Below are 15,999 nucleotides of genomic sequence, written 5' to 3' on the forward strand. Positions count from 1 at the left end.
TCGATATAATTACACAAAAATAATACAAGGCAAACATTTATGGGTACACAAACATCTCAAAAAGCATTTGAAGAAGCACAAACACTCATCCCTGGTGGTGTAAATTCTCCTGTGCGTGCATTTAAAAGTGTAGGGGGGACTCCTATCTTCATTACAGAGGGTGAGGGTGCATATTTAAAAGATGTAGACGGAAACAAATATGTGGACTATGTACAAAGTTGGGGGCCGTTAATTTTTGGTCATAGAGATGAAAGCATTGAGAGTGCAGTTATAGAGGCTGTAAAACATGGACTTAGCTTTGGAGCTCCAACTGTGGCTGAGACTGAACTTGCTAAATTAGTAGTTGGTCTGTTTGATTCGATCGACAAAGTTCGTTTTGTAAGCAGTGGTACGGAAGCTGTGATGTCTGCTATTCGTTTAGCGCGTGGTTTTACAGGGCGTGATGACATTGTAAAATTTACTGGTTGTTACCATGGACATAGTGATTCACTTTTAGTTGAAGCGGGAAGCGGTGCTGCAACTTTTGGAAGCCCAAGTTCTCCAGGTGTTCCTGCTGACTTTACAAAACACACGCTTTTAGCAGAGTACAACAACATCGAGAGTGTAAAAAAATGTTTTGCAGACTCAAACAACATCGCTTGTGTTATCATAGAGCCGATTGCTGGAAATATGGGATTAGTTCCAGCTGATAAAGAGTTTTTACACAAATTAAGAGAGTTATGTGATGCTAACGGCACACTTCTGATCTTCGATGAAGTTATGTCAGGCTTTCGTGCAACATTACACGGTGCAGAGTCGATCACAGGTGTTAAACCAGACATCGTAACACTTGGAAAAGTGATCGGTGGTGGTATGCCTGTGGGTGCTTTTGGTGCAAGAGCTGAAATCATGGCAAAACTAAGCCCAGAAGGTCCTGTGTATCAAGCAGGAACACTAAGCGGAAATCCGGTTGCAATGGCAGCTGGATACGCAGCACTTACAAAACTCAAACAAAATGCAAGAGTGATCGAGGTGTTAAACGCTAGAGCTGTAAGACTTGTAGAAGGAATGAAAGATGCGGCAGCAGAGTGTGGCGTAAAAATGCAGATAGACACTCGCGGAAGTATGTTTGGCTTTTTCTTCAATGAAAACCCGGTAAAAAACTTTGCAGATGCTACTAAAACAGATGCAGAACTTTTCGCAAAATTTCATGCTGGAATGTTAGCAGAGGGTTACTACTTTGCTTGTTCTCTGTATGAAACAGGGTTTATATCAACTGCTGTCACAGATGAGATGATCGAAGATACGATCAAAGCAGCTTCTAAAGTACTAAAAGAGATTACAAATGGCTAATGATAATCAAACTCCAGAGGAAGAACCACGTTTTAAACCTCTCATAGAAGCAGCAGATCATCTCTCTTTAGGGATCTCGATTGTAGTTGCAGTGCTTATGGGTGTTGGAATAGGATGGTTGCTACAACGTTGGACAGGTGCAGGGTGGACAATGTTCATCGGTGTATTTATCGGTGTAGCAGCAGCAATACTGAACGTTTACAAAGTCTACTCAAAACAGTACCAAGAGTACCAAGAGTTAGCAAATGAGAGAAGTGAGCGTATGAAGCCTCATTTTGATAAAGACGATGACGATGAGGACTATGGTGAGAAAAACTATTAGTCTTTTTCTGATTGCTCAAGGGGTTATACTTCTAAGTTTTCTGATCTCAAAAGAGGCGTTTATAAACATAGAAGTAGCCTTTTTCAGCTCTTTTTTCATCATTCTCGGATCATCACTCGCGTATAGAAATATGGTTAATAAAGATATAGAGAGTGGAAAATACGAAGAGAAACGCGATCTACTTGATGAGATCGATGACAAGTATGAACTCTACGACGATGAACCGATCAATGAAGCCCCAGCAGAAGATCTTGATCTAAAAGCGATCGTAAAAGAGGAAAAATCAAAGATCAAAACATTTAGCCTAAGCTCCATGAAATACGGAACAAAAGGGGGATTTTCTCTTTTTAGACTAGTGCCATACATCTTCTTGATCTTAGGTTTTATAGCCCTAAAAAATAACGAGATACTCAATCTCGCTTTCTATCTTCCAGCACTTGCATTTGGGATAGTTATTGCTTCTTTAGTTTCTAAAGAGGTTATAGCTACTTAATTTTTAAGATTATTGACCAATTCATTTACTGAAGTATGGGTACTAAGCATTATATCATCCTTAATATAACTATAAGAAAAATAGGACTAAAATCTTCATATATTAACACAAGGAATTATAAATGAAAACAAGTGCACGTAATCAACTTCGAGGAACTGTTCAGACAATTATAGAAGGAAAAGTAAATGACGAAGTAGTGCTTGATGTGGCTGGAAATACATTAAAAGCAGTTATTACAAAAGAAGCAGTTGAAGATATGGGATTGAAAACAGGTTCTGAAGTATATGCTATTATTAAAGCATCATTTGTGATGGTTGCAAAAGATAAGCCAGGAAAAATTAGTACAAGAAATGTTTTTGAAACAACAGTAAATGATATTATTGAAGGTGTAGTAAATAGCGAACTTAAACTTTCAATGGGAAGTACAGTTATTACTGCTATTATTACAGAAGAAGCAGCTAAAGAGTTAGACCTTGTTAAAGATGATACCGTTTATGCACTGATTAAAGCAAGTTCAATTATTTTAGCCTTATAAAGAATTATTGATACTATTTGGTAAAAACTTATATCCTGCATCAACAAAAGAAACTTTCAAAAGTTAGTTTATTTAAGTTTTCTTATGTTATAAAAATATAGAATTTTTAAAAAAGGTATAGTATGAGTCCATTAATCTTACTTGTAATAGTTATCGCACTTGCATTATTTTTGATGCAGATTTTTAATCGTCTTGTTACATTGAAAAATCAGTATCTCAATTCATTTTCCCAAATTAAAGTGCAATTAAAACGACGTTATGATCTTATCCCTTCACTTGTTGAAGTTGCAAAAGGGTACTTAAAGCATGAGCATGAAACATTAGAATCAGTTGTTTATGCAAGAAATAATGCTGTACAAGCATTACAAAAAGTACAAAACAATTTAACAAGTGTAAGTGCTGTAGAAGAACTTGCACAAGCAAATCAGGAACTAACAAGCAGTCTTGGAAAACTAAATTTTGTAGTAGAAGCGTATCCAGAATTAAAAGCAAATGAAAATATGATTAGATTGCATGAAGAGATAGCTACAACTGAAAATAGAATTGCTTTTGCACGACAAGCATATAATGATGCAGTTATGGAATACAATATTTACAAACAGATGTTTCCTCAAAATTTTCTAGCTGCTAATTTTGGGCATGTAGAAAATGCTGTCTTATTAGAGTTTGAAGATGAGAATGTAATACAAGAAACTCCAAAATTTAACTTTTAACAAATGAATTTTTTTCACTCCCAGAAAAAGGCAAAACGCAATACATTTGTATTGGTTGCTTTGTTCTTATTAGCAGTACTTTCTCTTGTAGTTTTATTGAACTTTTTTTTGATGTATGTACGGTATAACTACAATACCCATATGCCATTTCCTAGTTTGAGTGAGTATGTCAACAGTTTTTCTTGGGAGAACTTTATTGAAGTCTTTATAGTAGTAGTTACTTTTGTTGCAATGATTAGTTTTTTTAAATTGAAAGAACTTTCAAAGGGTGGGTATATTATTGCTGAAGCTTTGGGTGGAAAAATTGTACTACCTTCGACATCCACTTTTGAAGAGAAGCAACTTTTAAATGTAGTAGAAGAGATGGCTATAGCTTCTGGGGTACCAGCACTTCCTGTGTATATTTTAGAGCAGAGTAGTATTAATGCGTTTTGTGCAGGTTCGACATATAATGATGCAGTTATCGGTATTACAAGTGGTGCATTACGAGTTTTAAATCGAGATGAATTACAAGGTGTTATAGCGCATGAGTTTAGTCATGTTTTTAATGGAGATATGCGTCTAAATATTCAAACAACAGGTCTTTTACATGGTATTGTAGTTATTAGTCATATTGGAGACAGTATGCTAGAGATGATGACAAGCGCACACAAGTATGTTATACGCCCTTACTCCCCAACATTTGTTATCTTTTTAGTGGCGTATGGTTTTTTATTTTTTGGTTCTATAGGAAAATTTTTCGGAAATCTAATAAAATCATTGATATCTAAACAAAGAGAGTATTTAGCGGATGCCTCAGCTATGCAGTATACGAGAACTGATGGACTTGTAAATGCTTTAAAAAAGATAGGTGGGCATAAAAAATATTCGTATATATTCAATAAAGAAGCACGAATTTATAGTCATATTTACTTTTCAAACGCTGTAAAGTCTTCTTTCTTTGAAACGCATCCAGCATTAGAAAAAAGGATAAAAAGGCTTGATCCACAATGGGATGGAGAATATATCACTACTAGTAAACCCATTACGCATAATAACTCATTTGATGTTGTAGCAGAAGAAGAGTATACACAATTTCAAAAGCAAAATATTTTTAAAAAAGAACTTCTTGAATCTTTAGCTGTTGTATCTGTTCTTGAGGAACTTGAGCATATTGGACAACCAAGTAATGTACATGTAAAAAAAGCTCATGAAGTTTTAAGTGCTATTCCTACAACACTTTTATCTATGACTAAAGAACCATTTAGTGCTCAAGCGATTATTTTAGCACTTATATCCAAACAGGTTAATGAAGTTCCAGCACAACGACATAGTGCATTAGAAAAAAGGCATGAAGCACTCTACCAAGAGGTACAAAAAGCACGTATAGAGCTAAATATTTTGCCTGAGGAATATTATCTACACCTTATTCAAATATGTTTACCAGTTTTAAAATCAATGTCAAAGTTACAATATACCTATTTTAAAGAACTATTTTTGGACTGGGTATATGCAAATGAAAAGCTTTCTTTATTTGAATGGAGTCTCAAACATCTTATTTTATATCCATTAGATATTGCTTTTGGCAATGATACAATCAAAAGAGAAAAGTACAGATCAATAGGTGCTGTAAAACAAGAACTAGAGGTATTTTTAAGTATATTAGCACTCTCGCATACAAAAGATAAAGAAAAAGCAAAAGAGTTGTTTGACAAAGCAAAACTCTCAGTGGATATCAATAATAACCTAAATTTTATCGTGCATCAGGACTTTTCCAAGTCACATTATGAGATTTTAGATCAAGTTATAGAAAAGATACAACAATCAAAAATTATGTTGCGTAAAAAGATTTTTATTATGGCAGTTATGTGTTTATCTGAAAGTGAAAAAATATCTCCGCAAAACACTAAAGTGTTGTATGCCATTGCTTCAACGTTTGGATTGCCTTTATTGTTGCGATTAGATGAGATATAAACCTATGAAGTAATCATAGGTATATTGATAGTTATTTTAGACTTATTTGGATCGAGGTAGTAGTTGTAGTGTTCTGCAAACACTTTGATCTCTCCCTCTTTATCTGCGTTTACTGTGTCGCCTGATATCTCTATAGAGAAGATAGAGTACTTTTTCCCATCAAACTTGATATGCTCACCAACTCTGTAAAATACTTTTGTATCTACACTTTCACTTTGTGCAAAATATGCGTATATTTTGTTGAGAAGTTTGATGATTGAGTTTGATTCTAGTATAACTTCTGGGATAGTAGGGTCATACGTTTTTGTAAAGTTAACACCACTGTTTATAGAATTAGATGATATACAAAGATCGATGATGGTATAGATGTTTGTAAGTTGTCCATCTGGTTTTTTTGCATCGAGTTTATATGATGGAGACTGATAGAGTTTTATCCCTATTTGTTCTTCATCTTCGTATCCAACAGTGATACCAAAAAACTTATATCTTCCATACTCTAGCTGTACAAAAGTAGTTTTAAATCCAAAACTGATACTTGCATATGTTTGTGCAAGATCAAAAAGCTCACTAGCGTTTGCAATACCTAGTAAAAACTGAGCTTCAGAATTCAAGGAAATGATTTTTCCACTTGAATTAAAAAGTATAAAAGGGTTGTAATCGTATTCGATCCAACTTTGCTCAAATGTCATGTATGCTTACTCTTCGATGTAATTTTTGAGTCTACGACCAACTTTAGGGTGTTTTAGTTTCTTGATGGCGCTTGATTCGATCTGACGAACACGCTCACGAGTAACGCTAAGCTCTTTTCCGATCTCTTCAAGAGTTCTATCACTCTCATCGTCCATAATTCCGAAACGAAGTTTAATAACCGCTTTTTCACGCTCATTAAGTTGCTCAAGAACTTGCTCGATCTGAATTTTAAGATCATCTTTGAGGATCGCTTCAGAAGGTGAAAGTGATGTTTTATCTTCGATGAAGTCACCAAAACGACCATCCTCTTCACTTCCTATTGGAGCTTCAAGAGATATAGGCTCTTTTGTGATCTTAATAACGTTTTTAACTTTTTCAACCGAAAGACCAACTTCTGCTGCGATTGTATCAACATCCGGTTCTTTCCCGTGTTCTTGAAGGTGTTTACGCATAATCTTGTTAATTCTGTTGATCGTTTCAATCATATGGATTGGAATACGAATAGTACGTGCTTGATCGGCAATCGCACGTGAAATTGCCTGACGGATCCACCAAGTTGCATAAGTAGAGAATTTATACCCTTTTTGATATTCAAACTTATCAACCGCTTTCATAAGACCAATGTTACCCTCTTGGATAAGGTCAAGGAATGGTAAACCTCTATTTGTATAACGTTTTGCAATTGAAACAACAAGACGTAAGTTAGACTTAGCCATTTTTGTTTTTGCAGTTTCAGAGATGTTTTTACCACGTTTGATCTGCTCTAAAATGTCCGAGAGTTTTTCTGGTTCCATATCGAAGCTGTTTTTACTTGCTTCTTTTGTCTGAACAAGTTTTTTGATCTCCATATATGTAGAAACCATTGTAGCTTCTGGAACCATATTTACGATATCTTCTTTATTTAAGTCTTGGATTTTATCTACAAGAACTTTGTGATTTGCACGAAGTGTTGCATTAAATAAAGGAAGTTTATACTCAAGACGTTTAAGCTCTTTGTCATACCCCTCATCAGATTTAAGTGCAGTTTCCATCGCTTTTACAAGTTCATTGATAAGCTTAGAAGTTGGTCCAAGGTCTAAAAGTTTTTCTTTTAGCACAGCTTTTTTGAAAGTTACTGAGAGTTGATACATTACGATATCTTCGTTGATATCTCCATCAAGGTCATCAGGTGTTTTTTCTGTAAGTTTTACCCACTCTTTTTTTGCTTTTTCAAGTGCTTTAAAGCTTGTTGTTACTTTATCTACACGAGTTTTATCTTTTGCAGAGAGTGTTTTTTCTGTTGAGTTTTCATCATCATTATCGTTGTCACTGTCGTTATCGTCATCATTGTCGTTATCGCTGTCATCATCATTATCGTCTTCAAAACTTTTAAATAGCTCTTTTACACGACGTTCACGATTTATGAGTGGCTCTTTATAGTCTAAAATAAACTCAATGAGGTATGGAACTGAACAGATAGCATCGATGATAATACTTTCACCTTTTTCTATCTGTTTAGAGATATCTATCTCTTCCTCTTTAGTAAGAAGTGGTATTTGCCCCATTTCACGTAAGTACATACGTACAGGTGAATCTGAACGAGACCATTCAAGAAGTTCATGTTCTTTTAAGATGTCAAACTCATCGCTTTCGCTCTCTTCGATCATCTTTCTTTGTGCTTCTCTACGAGCCTCTGCTTCTTTATCGTTTAGTCTTTTTGCGTGTTCACTTGAAGTATATATACATTTATTGTATTTTTGTAATAGTTTATAAATGTTTTTTACTTGTGCCGCTGTAGGTTGTTTATCGAAAAAGTTTATAATCGATTCATATGTTATACAATCTTTTGATTTATGCTCTTCGAAGAAGGTTGTTAGTGCTTGATTGAGTTCTTTTGCCGTCATATCGGAGTATTCTCCACATCTTAAGTTTAAGGATTTTAAAAGGTGGATTATACCGAAATTTTTTTAAAGTAAGCTTTTTTTATCATAAATTTTATGCTGTTTTTTAGGTGGAACACTCTTTGCTATGAAACAAAAAATACTCAATTATTTATGAGGAAAGCGTATGCAAACAGGGTATTATAGTTCTGCTGCTGGTATGGTTACACAGTTCAACAGACTCGATACAATCGCAAATAACTTAGCTAATGTAAACACTATAGGCTACAAAGAAGATAATGTTGTAGTTGGTGATTTCATGCGTATTTTTAAAGAAGCACGTGATGAATTACCAAATGCAAATCAAACAAAAGAGGGTGCGGCATTTTTAAATAGAACGCTGACAAAGTCACCGCAGGTAGTAGATAGTTTTACAGATTTTTCTGTAGGAGATTTACAAAAAACTTCTAATACTCTTGACTTTGCACTTTCAAAAGACAACCTTTTCTTTGCGGTACAAACACCGCAGGGGATTCGTTTTACTCGTGATGGCTCTTTTACATTAAATGAAGAGGGGAAACTTGTAAACAAACAAGGTTATGAAGTACTTGGCACAGACTATAAAACATCAAATAATGGCATAACACTTAACCAAGAGGATGTTGTTGTCAAAGTAGATAAAAATGGACAAATGTATACAAATGTTCCAGATAGCTTTACAATGGTTGAAAACTCTAAACTGTTAGTGATCCAACCAGAAAATTTAAGTGAGCTAAAAAAAGATAGTGATAACCTTTATAGTTTAGTCAATAGCGATGCATTTGACGTTGTAGAAGATAGTGGAGCTGTTAGTCAAGGCTTTATAGAAAAAAGCAATGTCAATGCTGTAAAAATGATGACACAACTTATAGAGACAAATAGACTTATCGGGATGTATCAAAAAGCGATGGATACACAAATGAACGATATGAACAAAGATGCAATTGAAAAAATTGCAAGTAAATCTTAATTTAGGATAAGGGGAAAACAACAATGATGCAATCATTACACACTGCTGCAACAGGGATGTTGGGGATGCAGTTACAGATCGATACTACAGCCAATAACATTGCCAATGTAAATACTATAGGGTTTAAAAAATCTCGTGCAGAATTTGCTGATCTTATGTACCATACGATGGAATATGCTGGAACTGCAACAAGTGATACTACACAAAGCCCAACAGGTATAGAAGTTGGTCTTGGTGTGCGTACAACAGCGGTAAATAAGATATTTACAGAAGGTTCACTCAAACAAACTGATAATCCGTTAGATATCTCTATCACTGGAAATGGTTTTTTTAAACTGCAACTTCCAGATGGTACAGAGGTTTATAGTAGAAATGGTGCATTTAAACGTGACCAAAATGGTACAGTTGTAAACTCTGATGGATACACACTTATCCCAGAGATCGTAATTCCTGAGGATGCGACAGATATCAGCATTGGTACAGATGGAACTGTAAGTGTTGTACAAGCTGGACAAACACAAGCAACAGTAATAGGGCAGATCAATACAACTGCGTTTATCAATCCTGCTGGACTTCACTCAGTTGGAGATAACCTTTATATGGAAACAGATGCTTCAGGTCAACCTGTAGATGGTACTCCTGGGCAAAATGGACTTGGTGTTATCCGTCAAGGTTTTGTGGAGTTAAGTAATGTTGAACTTGTTGTTGAACTCACGGACTTAATTACAGGGCAACGTGCATACGATGCAAACTCAAAAATCATCACAACAAGTGATGAGATGCTACAAACTGTAAATAACTTAAAACGTTAATAATCCCCTAAAATAGCTTTGATACTTTTTAATATTAAAGCTATTTCCTCTTAATAAATCCAAAAATTTAAAGAACTTTCAATTTCAATTTGGGTATAATCGCGAAATTATTTAATAAATAGACTGTATGTCTAAGAGTAGGAATGTATATGCAAAAAGCAAACATAAACGGAAAAGTTTGGAGATTTGGTAAAGATATCGATACTGACTTAATTATCGCAGCACGTTATCTTAATACTTCAGACCCAAAAGAACTTGCAAAACATGTTATGGAAGATGCAGACCCAGAATTTGTAAGCAAAATGAGTGTTGGTGATGTAATAGTTGCTGATGAAAATTTTGGTTGTGGAAGTTCTCGTGAACACGCTCCTATAGCACTTAAAGCTGCTGGTGTTGCCGCAGTTGTTGCTCCAACATTTGCAAGAATTTTTTATCGTAATGCTTTTAATATGGGTCTTCCTATATTTGAACTTCAAGAATCGAGTGAAATTAATGAAGGTGATAAAATCTCTATCGATATGGATAATGGAACTATCACAAACGAAACAACAAATAAAACATACAATTTCATTCCAATCCCACCATTTATGCAAGAGCTTATTGATGCTGGTGGACTTATGAGTTTTGCAAAAAAAGAGATTGAGGAAGGAAAATAATGAAATCTTACAAAATAGCACTAATTAAAGGTGATGGAATAGGACCAGAGATCGTAGATGAGGCTGTAAAAGTTTTAGACTCTGTAGCGTCTTGTTGCGGTTTTAGTTTCTCATATGATGAGCTTCTTATGGGAGGAGTTGCATATGATATTACTGGTGATCCACTTCCACAAGAAACAATCAATGGTGCATTAAACTCTGATGCTGTACTTTTTGGTGCAATTGGTGGGGAAAAATGGGACACATTACCTCGTGAAAAACGTCCAGAGAGCGGACTGTTACGTTTTAGAAAAGAGCTAGGCGTATATGCAAACTTACGTCCAGCAGTAGTATATGATGAACTTGCAAACGCTTCATCATTAAAGCCTGAAATCGTAAAAGGTGTTGATCTTATGGTTGTCCGTGAGTTAATTGGCGGTATCTATTTTGGTGAGCCTAAAGGGCGTGATGAAAACAAAGGCTGGAACACTATGGTGTATACAAAACCTGAGATTGTACGTATCGCTCATCAAGCATTTAAAATCGCAATGACTAGAAATAAAAGAGTGTGCTCAATTGACAAAGCAAATGTACTTGATGTTTCTCAACTTTGGCGTGAAACTGTAGAAGAAGTGGCAAAAGAGTATCCAGAGGTTGAACTTTCTCATATGTATGTTGATAATGCTGCTATGCAACTTATCCGTGATCCAAAACAATTTGATGTTATGCTTACTGGGAATATCTTTGGAGATATTTTAAGTGATGAGGCTTCTATGCTTTCTGGTTCTATTGGACTGTTACCATCAGCTTCTGTTGGTGCTAAAATCGGTGTATATGAACCTATTCACGGTTCAGCTCCAGATATTGCAGGACAAGGGATTGCAAATCCGATCGCTACTATCTCTTCAGCATCTATGATGTTAAGATATGCACTAAACGAGCACGAAGCCGCAGATAAAATTGATGCTGCAATCAAACGTGCGCTTAGTGAAGGGTATAGAACTGGCGATCTTGCTCAGTTTGATGCAAAAGAGGTTTGTTCAACTTCTGAGATGGGTTCAATTATCGCGAACTATATCGTAAAGTAAAAAAATGCAGACACTCACTTTAGCAAATATCTATGAATTACAGGGTTTAAAAGAGGAAGCTTTAGAGATATATAAAGATATACTCAAAAATGATCCTGCAAACTCTGAAGCGAAAATTGCTATAAGAAGATTGTCTGGAGTGAGAAAAAAATTTTTAAAAGTAAATTCTCAAATGAAAGAGTTTTTCATAAAAATGGATACTGACGTTGAGTTTAAAGAGTTTGAAAGGTGGTTGTTAAAAGCATGGAACTAAAAGATGTAATATTATCGACTTTAGCAGAGATGGAAGAGGAACTTCCACCTGTTGATACAAAACAAGAAGAAAAAGCACATACAACATTTAATGAACCTACAACATCTACTGTTGCTACTGCATCACATAATAATAGTGTAGATAATGAACTCTATTTTCTAAAATCAATTAGAGAAAGACTTTTAGTATTATTTGAAGGGTTTCAAGCGCCAAATAACTCAAATATTGAAGCAAAAATAGATATGACACTCAACTTTTTAGAATATACTCTAGCAACAATTGATGAGAGAGTAAAAGTGTTAGAGAAGGACAAAATATAAGATGAAATATCGTGTATTGATCGATGCTAATGATGAAAAAGGTTTAGTATATAAAGTTTCAAGCGTATTTGTAAATCACGGTCTTAATATGGTTTCAAATAGTGAATTTGTTGACAATGAAAGCAATAAATTTTTTATGCGTAGTATTGTAGACGGAGATGTTAACAAAGAGCAATTAGCTCAGGATGTATTAAATGTGCTTCCGAAAAATTCTAGTGTGAAGATATTAGAGCCTAAAAAGAAAAATATTATTATCATGGCAACAAAAGAACTCCATGCACTCGGTGATATCTTAATTCGTCACGAAGCAGGAGAGTTAGAGGCAAATATTTTAGCAGTAGTATCTAACTATGATACGTTAGAGCCTTTTGTATCTAAGTTTGATATTCCTTACATCACTATCTCTCACGAGGGATTAGAACGTGCTGAGCATGAAACAAAGGTTATAGAAGCGATCAATAGTTTTGAAGATGTTGATTATATTGTTCTTGCTAAATATATGAGAATTTTAACTCCTAGATTTGTTGAGGAGTTTAGTGACAAGATTATAAATATTCATCATTCATTCTTACCAGCATTTATTGGTGCAAATCCTTATAAACAAGCGTATGATCGTGGTGTGAAGATCATTGGTGCTACAGCTCACTTTGTAAATAACAATCTTGATGAAGGTCCAATCATCGCTCAAGATGTTATCCATGTTGATCATGCTTATAGCTGGAGAGATATGCAAAGAAGCGGTAGGGATGTGGAAAAAGTGGTACTTTCACGTGCATTAAAACTAGCACTTGAAGATCGCATTTTTGTGTATGCAAATCGCACAGTTATCTTTTAGAAGTATAAATGGCATTTCATTTAGTATTAGTACATCCCCAAATCCCAAACAATACAGGTGCAATAGGGCGTTTGTGTGTAAATGCTGGAGCTAGTTTACATCTCATCAAACCAATTGGTTTTGACATAGATGAAAAAGCAGTTCGACGTGCTGGACTTGATTATTGGGATAAACTTGATCTTCATGTATGGGAGAGTTTAGATGACTTTTTTGCAAATAACGAGATTGCTGACAATGCTCACTTTGCAACTACAAAAACAAATCGACCATATTTTGAAGCAACATTTAAAGATGGTGATTTTATATTTTTTGGAAGTGAAACAGCAGGTATTCCAGAAAATGTTTTAAATAGATACAAATCTCAATGTGTAACTATTCCAATGACAAAAGATGGAAGAAGTCTCAATCTTGCTATAAGTACAGGTATTGTGCTGTACGATGCAATAAGACAAACATACGAAACATTTCCAAAGGCATAATGATGAATATACTTGACACTATAATGCTTGTAGCATTTTTTCTTTTTATGGTATTTATTTTTGGTGGGTACCATAAAACAAAATTTGAACAAAGAGAAAAACAAGAAGAAAAAGAGAAAGAGAAAAATTCTTAAAAAATTTTTTCTGCCCATATCTCCATTTTACTTTCAAATCTCTCAAAAAAACTTTCTGCTCGTTTAATAATGATAGCCATTTTTGACTCCTTTTTATTTCTAAGTTGAAAAAATATTACAGTTTAAATAAATAAAATTTAAAAAATATGACAAACTGTCATAAAAATATTGATTTTTTTTCAAAATTCGATTATACTTTGGTAATTTAAGTCAAAAAGAGGACAAGATGAACAGTTTTAATGACATTGTTGAAGAGATTAAAAGTATATTATCTTCAGATTTCTCTCCAAAAAAAGTTTTTGATAAAGATGTTGCAGAATCGATCGGGATTTCACAGATGAATTTTGCAACTATGAAAAAAAGAAACAAGATACCGTTTAGTGAGCTTTTAGACTTTTGTGCACGTAAAAGTATCTCTATAAACTGGCTTTTATATGGACAATCACCAGAGAGCTTAGTCGGTCCTACAAATAACTACATGATCAGATATTTTACTGATATCAATGCTAGTGCAGGTGGTGGTAGTGATAATGAGTTTGAAGAGATTGAAGAGTTACAAATCCCTGAGCAGTTTGTATTTATGTTAGGTGGTGAGAGAGAGCTTAGAAACATAGAAGCAATTAATGTAAGTGGTGATTCTATGGAACCAACTTTTAGCTATAATGATATAGTATTTATCAATAGAGCCAAAACAGATATAAATCGTGGAGGAATTTTTACTATTCGTACAGAAGGTGGACTTTTTATAAAAAGAATCCAAAAACGTATAGACGGTAAAATAGATGTAATTTCAGATAATTCTGTGTATAGCACACAAACATTGGAACCTCATGAATTAGAAGTGATAGGGCGCGTAGTAAGCCGTTTTGGGGATGTTGATTAAGGAGTATAATTGAGATACTTTTATCTTTTAACTTTTCTTGTACTTTTAAGTGCTTGTTCGCAAAAGCAACAACAGATTTCAGAACAAACATCCAAAATGACAAAAAAACAGCCAGAAAATATAGAAGAGTTAAAAATAATTCCTCAAGAACCTAGCTTTTATGCAAAAAATCTTTCAGATGAATACATCAGTGATATAGAAACTTTTGTAGAACACTATTTTAAACCTTGGCAAATTGATACAATCTCAATAGATCAAGATAAAGCCACATGGGCATATACTTACGATAACAATACAAGCTATACATATACATTGCAACCCATAAAGCAAAATTTTTTTAAAGAGATAAAAGAAAATTCAAACATGGAGCAATTTGCAACCATCAATGAAAAAGCACTCACTTTAAAACTTCTCAATGTAAGGGCCATCCCAACAGATAAACCTATATTTTTAGACCCTTCAATCGCTGGAGAGGGATATCCCTTTGATTATCTACAAAACACAACATTAGCTCCAAATAAACCTATATTGATATCTCATTATTCAAAAGATAAAGAGTGGGTATTTATTGAGTGTAGTTTTGGTTTTGGCTGGGTAAAAACAAAAGATATAGTTTTTATCAAACCAGCATATACACAACTATGGCAAAAAGCACAGCAGGTATTTTTTCTCAAAGATGCACAGCCTATTTATGATGAAAATGGAAATTATTTATTTGATTCACGTTTGGGAATGGTATTACCATTAATTGATGAAGATGATGAGACATATACAGTTTTAAGTGTTTCAAAATCAAAAGAGAATACACCTCTGTATTTACGATCAAAAATCTCAAAAAATATAGCACATAAAGGGATTATACGATTTAATACAAAAAATGTAGTGCAGTTGATAGAAGAGTTAAAAAAAGGAAAATATGGTTGGGGTGGAATATATGGACAACGTGATTGTTCTTCAACACTTCGAGACTTTTATACACCTTTTGGTTTTTGGCTTCCACGTAACTCATCTGTTCAAAGTAGTGTAGGGGATGTTTTAATGTTAGAACAGTTTTCAAATGAACAAAAAATAGAGCAGATAAGAGAAAAAGCAACGCCATTTAAAACATTTGTATATAAAAAAGGGCATATAGCACTTTATGTTGGTAATTATAATAATCAACCAATTATCTTTCAAAATGTTTGGGGTGTTAAAACAAAAAAAGATGGTGTTGAAGGTAGATTTTTAATCGCACGACCAATTTTTAGCACTTTAGAGGTTGGAAAAAATTTAAAAGAGTTTGACCCTGATGCTTCAATGTTAAGTCAAATGAAGAGTATAAATACAATTGTAAAGTAGTTATGCTTTTATATCTAAAAGTGTCCCCATTACATCATCTTGAGTTTTAATAGCGACTACGTTTGCTTCAGTTGCACGTTGTGCCACGATCTCATTAGGGATCTCTTTTGAAAGGTCTGTTTGACTTTTCTGTGCGCCTGTATCTTCTGCTTTTCTTGTTTCAGCTGTAACAGTGTCACTCCCTTTATTTGTTGCTATCGTACTATCTGGTACAAAACCATCAGTATTTGCATTTGCAACATTATTTGCAGTTGTATTTAAGAGTGTTTGACTCGTTTGAATTGATGAGATGTTATTTGAGATATTCATAATACAC

The 15,999-nt window shown here is 34.3% G+C and carries 20 protein-coding genes; 17 read left to right on the forward strand and 3 right to left on the reverse strand.

What is annotated here, in order from left to right:
* Nucleotides 1-39 precede the first annotated feature (39 nt).
* The 6 genes from hemL to ACQY56_RS11245 all read left to right on the forward strand — a co-directional run bounded on the left by hemL (nt 40) and on the right by ACQY56_RS11245 (nt 5,348).
* Nucleotides 40-1,332: a glutamate-1-semialdehyde 2,1-aminomutase gene (gene hemL, locus ACQY56_RS11220; protein ID WP_428737800.1), complete on the forward strand. Its 1,293-nt coding sequence runs from the start codon at nt 40-42 to the stop codon at nt 1,330-1,332.
* A complete protein-coding gene (locus ACQY56_RS11225) occupies nt 1,325-1,654 on the forward strand; it encodes an AtpZ/AtpI family protein (RefSeq protein WP_428737801.1) in 330 nt (109 codons plus the stop codon). Before hemL ends, ACQY56_RS11225 begins: the two co-directional genes overlap by 8 nt.
* A complete protein-coding gene (locus tag ACQY56_RS11230; protein WP_428737802.1) occupies nt 1,638-2,147 on the forward strand; it encodes a hypothetical protein in 510 nt (169 codons plus the stop codon). The genes ACQY56_RS11225 and ACQY56_RS11230 overlap by 17 nt, the downstream gene beginning before the upstream one ends.
* Nucleotides 2,148-2,268: 121 nt before the next feature.
* Nucleotides 2,269-2,682: a TOBE domain-containing protein gene (locus ACQY56_RS11235; RefSeq protein ID WP_428737803.1), complete on the forward strand. Its 414-nt coding sequence runs from the start codon at nt 2,269-2,271 to the stop codon at nt 2,680-2,682.
* A 122-nt stretch (nt 2,683-2,804) separates the two neighbouring features.
* Nucleotides 2,805-3,395, forward strand: a complete 591-nt coding sequence (locus ACQY56_RS11240) for a LemA family protein (protein ID WP_428737804.1) — start codon at nt 2,805-2,807, stop codon at nt 3,393-3,395.
* A 3-nt stretch (nt 3,396-3,398) separates the two neighbouring features.
* Nucleotides 3,399-5,348 (forward strand): M48 family metalloprotease, encoded by a 1,950-nt coding sequence (locus ACQY56_RS11245; RefSeq protein ID WP_428737805.1) that lies wholly within the window; start codon nt 3,399-3,401, stop codon nt 5,346-5,348.
* Between the two features lie 2 nt (nt 5,349-5,350).
* Here ACQY56_RS11245 and ACQY56_RS11250 read toward each other — a convergent pair whose 3' ends face one another.
* Both ACQY56_RS11250 and rpoD read right to left on the reverse strand, forming a co-directional pair.
* Nucleotides 5,351-6,037: a hypothetical protein gene (locus ACQY56_RS11250; RefSeq protein ID WP_428737806.1), complete on the reverse strand. Its 687-nt coding sequence runs from the start codon at nt 6,035-6,037 to the stop codon at nt 5,351-5,353.
* Nucleotides 6,038-6,043: 6 nt separating this feature from the next.
* On the reverse strand, nt 6,044-7,921 hold the full coding sequence (gene rpoD, locus ACQY56_RS11255) for an RNA polymerase sigma factor RpoD (RefSeq protein ID WP_428737807.1): 1,878 nt from the start codon (nt 7,919-7,921) through the stop codon (nt 6,044-6,046).
* A gap of 163 nt (nt 7,922-8,084) precedes the next feature.
* Between rpoD and ACQY56_RS11260 the strand changes: the two genes are divergently transcribed.
* The 11 genes from ACQY56_RS11260 to ACQY56_RS11310 all read left to right on the forward strand — a co-directional run bounded on the left by ACQY56_RS11260 (nt 8,085) and on the right by ACQY56_RS11310 (nt 15,683).
* Nucleotides 8,085-8,906 (forward strand): flagellar hook-basal body protein, encoded by an 822-nt coding sequence (locus ACQY56_RS11260; RefSeq protein ID WP_428737808.1) that lies wholly within the window; start codon nt 8,085-8,087, stop codon nt 8,904-8,906.
* A 23-nt stretch (nt 8,907-8,929) separates the two neighbouring features.
* Nucleotides 8,930-9,718, forward strand: a complete 789-nt coding sequence (flgG, locus tag ACQY56_RS11265) for a flagellar basal-body rod protein FlgG (protein ID WP_428737809.1) — start codon at nt 8,930-8,932, stop codon at nt 9,716-9,718.
* Between the two features lie 149 nt (nt 9,719-9,867).
* The gene (locus ACQY56_RS11270; RefSeq protein WP_428737810.1) at nt 9,868-10,374 is read left to right on the forward strand and encodes a 3-isopropylmalate dehydratase small subunit; all 507 of its coding nucleotides are present in this window, start codon (nt 9,868-9,870) and stop codon (nt 10,372-10,374) included.
* On the forward strand, nt 10,374-11,441 hold the full coding sequence (gene leuB, locus ACQY56_RS11275) for a 3-isopropylmalate dehydrogenase (protein ID WP_428737811.1): 1,068 nt from the start codon (nt 10,374-10,376) through the stop codon (nt 11,439-11,441). Before ACQY56_RS11270 ends, leuB begins: the two co-directional genes overlap by 1 nt.
* Nucleotides 11,442-11,445: 4 nt before the next feature.
* Nucleotides 11,446-11,694 carry a hypothetical protein gene (locus tag ACQY56_RS11280; RefSeq protein ID WP_428737812.1) on the forward strand — a complete coding sequence of 83 codons (249 nt, stop codon included), beginning with the start codon at nt 11,446-11,448 and terminating at the stop codon, nt 11,692-11,694.
* The gene (locus ACQY56_RS11285; RefSeq protein ID WP_428737813.1) at nt 11,685-12,014 is read left to right on the forward strand and encodes a CiaD-like domain-containing protein; all 330 of its coding nucleotides are present in this window, start codon (nt 11,685-11,687) and stop codon (nt 12,012-12,014) included. Before ACQY56_RS11280 ends, ACQY56_RS11285 begins: the two co-directional genes overlap by 10 nt.
* A gap of 1 nt (nt 12,015) precedes the next feature.
* The gene (gene purU, locus ACQY56_RS11290; protein WP_428737814.1) at nt 12,016-12,849 is read left to right on the forward strand and encodes a formyltetrahydrofolate deformylase; all 834 of its coding nucleotides are present in this window, start codon (nt 12,016-12,018) and stop codon (nt 12,847-12,849) included.
* An 8-nt stretch (nt 12,850-12,857) separates the two neighbouring features.
* A complete protein-coding gene (locus ACQY56_RS11295; protein ID WP_428737815.1) occupies nt 12,858-13,328 on the forward strand; it encodes a tRNA (cytidine(34)-2'-O)-methyltransferase in 471 nt (156 codons plus the stop codon).
* A 2-nt stretch (nt 13,329-13,330) separates the two neighbouring features.
* Nucleotides 13,331-13,462, forward strand: coding sequence for a hypothetical protein (locus ACQY56_RS11300; RefSeq protein ID WP_428737816.1), 132 nt, complete (start codon nt 13,331-13,333; stop codon nt 13,460-13,462).
* A gap of 226 nt (nt 13,463-13,688) precedes the next feature.
* Complete coding sequence (locus ACQY56_RS11305; RefSeq protein WP_428737817.1) at nt 13,689-14,345, forward strand: LexA family transcriptional regulator; 657 nt, start codon at nt 13,689-13,691, stop codon at nt 14,343-14,345.
* Between the two features lie 9 nt (nt 14,346-14,354).
* On the forward strand, nt 14,355-15,683 hold the full coding sequence (locus tag ACQY56_RS11310; RefSeq protein WP_428737818.1) for an SH3 domain-containing protein: 1,329 nt from the start codon (nt 14,355-14,357) through the stop codon (nt 15,681-15,683).
* On the opposite strand, the gene ACQY56_RS11315 is transcribed toward ACQY56_RS11310, so the two are convergent.
* The gene (locus ACQY56_RS11315) at nt 15,684-15,992 is read right to left on the reverse strand and encodes a flagellar basal body rod C-terminal domain-containing protein (RefSeq protein ID WP_428737819.1); all 309 of its coding nucleotides are present in this window, start codon (nt 15,990-15,992) and stop codon (nt 15,684-15,686) included.
* Nucleotides 15,993-15,999 lie beyond the last annotated feature (7 nt).

It is taken from the genome of Sulfurimonas sp. (genome assembly GCF_050296975.1).
Lineage (GTDB): Bacteria > Campylobacterota > Campylobacteria > Campylobacterales > Sulfurimonadaceae > Sulfurimonas.

Coding starts and splice junctions, on each gene's coding strand:
- ACQY56_RS11260 (WP_428737808.1), top strand. CDS start 8,085: ATGCAAACAGGGTATTATAGTTCTGCTGCTGGTATGGTTACACAGTTC.
- ACQY56_RS11245 (WP_428737805.1), top strand. CDS start 3,399: ATGAATTTTTTTCACTCCCAGAAAAAGGCAAAACGCAATACATTTGTA.
- ACQY56_RS11300 (WP_428737816.1), top strand. CDS start 13,331: ATGAATATACTTGACACTATAATGCTTGTAGCATTTTTTCTTTTTATG.
- ACQY56_RS11295 (WP_428737815.1), top strand. CDS start 12,858: ATGGCATTTCATTTAGTATTAGTACATCCCCAAATCCCAAACAATACA.
- ACQY56_RS11240 (WP_428737804.1), top strand. CDS start 2,805: ATGAGTCCATTAATCTTACTTGTAATAGTTATCGCACTTGCATTATTT.
- hemL (WP_428737800.1), top strand. CDS start 40: ATGGGTACACAAACATCTCAAAAAGCATTTGAAGAAGCACAAACACTC.
- ACQY56_RS11285 (WP_428737813.1), top strand. CDS start 11,685: ATGGAACTAAAAGATGTAATATTATCGACTTTAGCAGAGATGGAAGAG.
- leuB (WP_428737811.1), top strand. CDS start 10,374: ATGAAATCTTACAAAATAGCACTAATTAAAGGTGATGGAATAGGACCA.
- ACQY56_RS11250 (WP_428737806.1), bottom strand. CDS start 6,037: ATGACATTTGAGCAAAGTTGGATCGAATACGATTACAACCCTTTTATA.
- ACQY56_RS11270 (WP_428737810.1), top strand. CDS start 9,868: ATGCAAAAAGCAAACATAAACGGAAAAGTTTGGAGATTTGGTAAAGAT.
- purU (WP_428737814.1), top strand. CDS start 12,016: ATGAAATATCGTGTATTGATCGATGCTAATGATGAAAAAGGTTTAGTA.
- ACQY56_RS11225 (WP_428737801.1), top strand. CDS start 1,325: ATGGCTAATGATAATCAAACTCCAGAGGAAGAACCACGTTTTAAACCT.
- ACQY56_RS11280 (WP_428737812.1), top strand. CDS start 11,446: ATGCAGACACTCACTTTAGCAAATATCTATGAATTACAGGGTTTAAAA.
- ACQY56_RS11235 (WP_428737803.1), top strand. CDS start 2,269: ATGAAAACAAGTGCACGTAATCAACTTCGAGGAACTGTTCAGACAATT.
- rpoD (WP_428737807.1), bottom strand. CDS start 7,921: ATGACGGCAAAAGAACTCAATCAAGCACTAACAACCTTCTTCGAAGAG.
- ACQY56_RS11315 (WP_428737819.1), bottom strand. CDS start 15,992: ATGAATATCTCAAATAACATCTCATCAATTCAAACGAGTCAAACACTC.
- ACQY56_RS11305 (WP_428737817.1), top strand. CDS start 13,689: ATGAACAGTTTTAATGACATTGTTGAAGAGATTAAAAGTATATTATCT.
- flgG (WP_428737809.1), top strand. CDS start 8,930: ATGATGCAATCATTACACACTGCTGCAACAGGGATGTTGGGGATGCAG.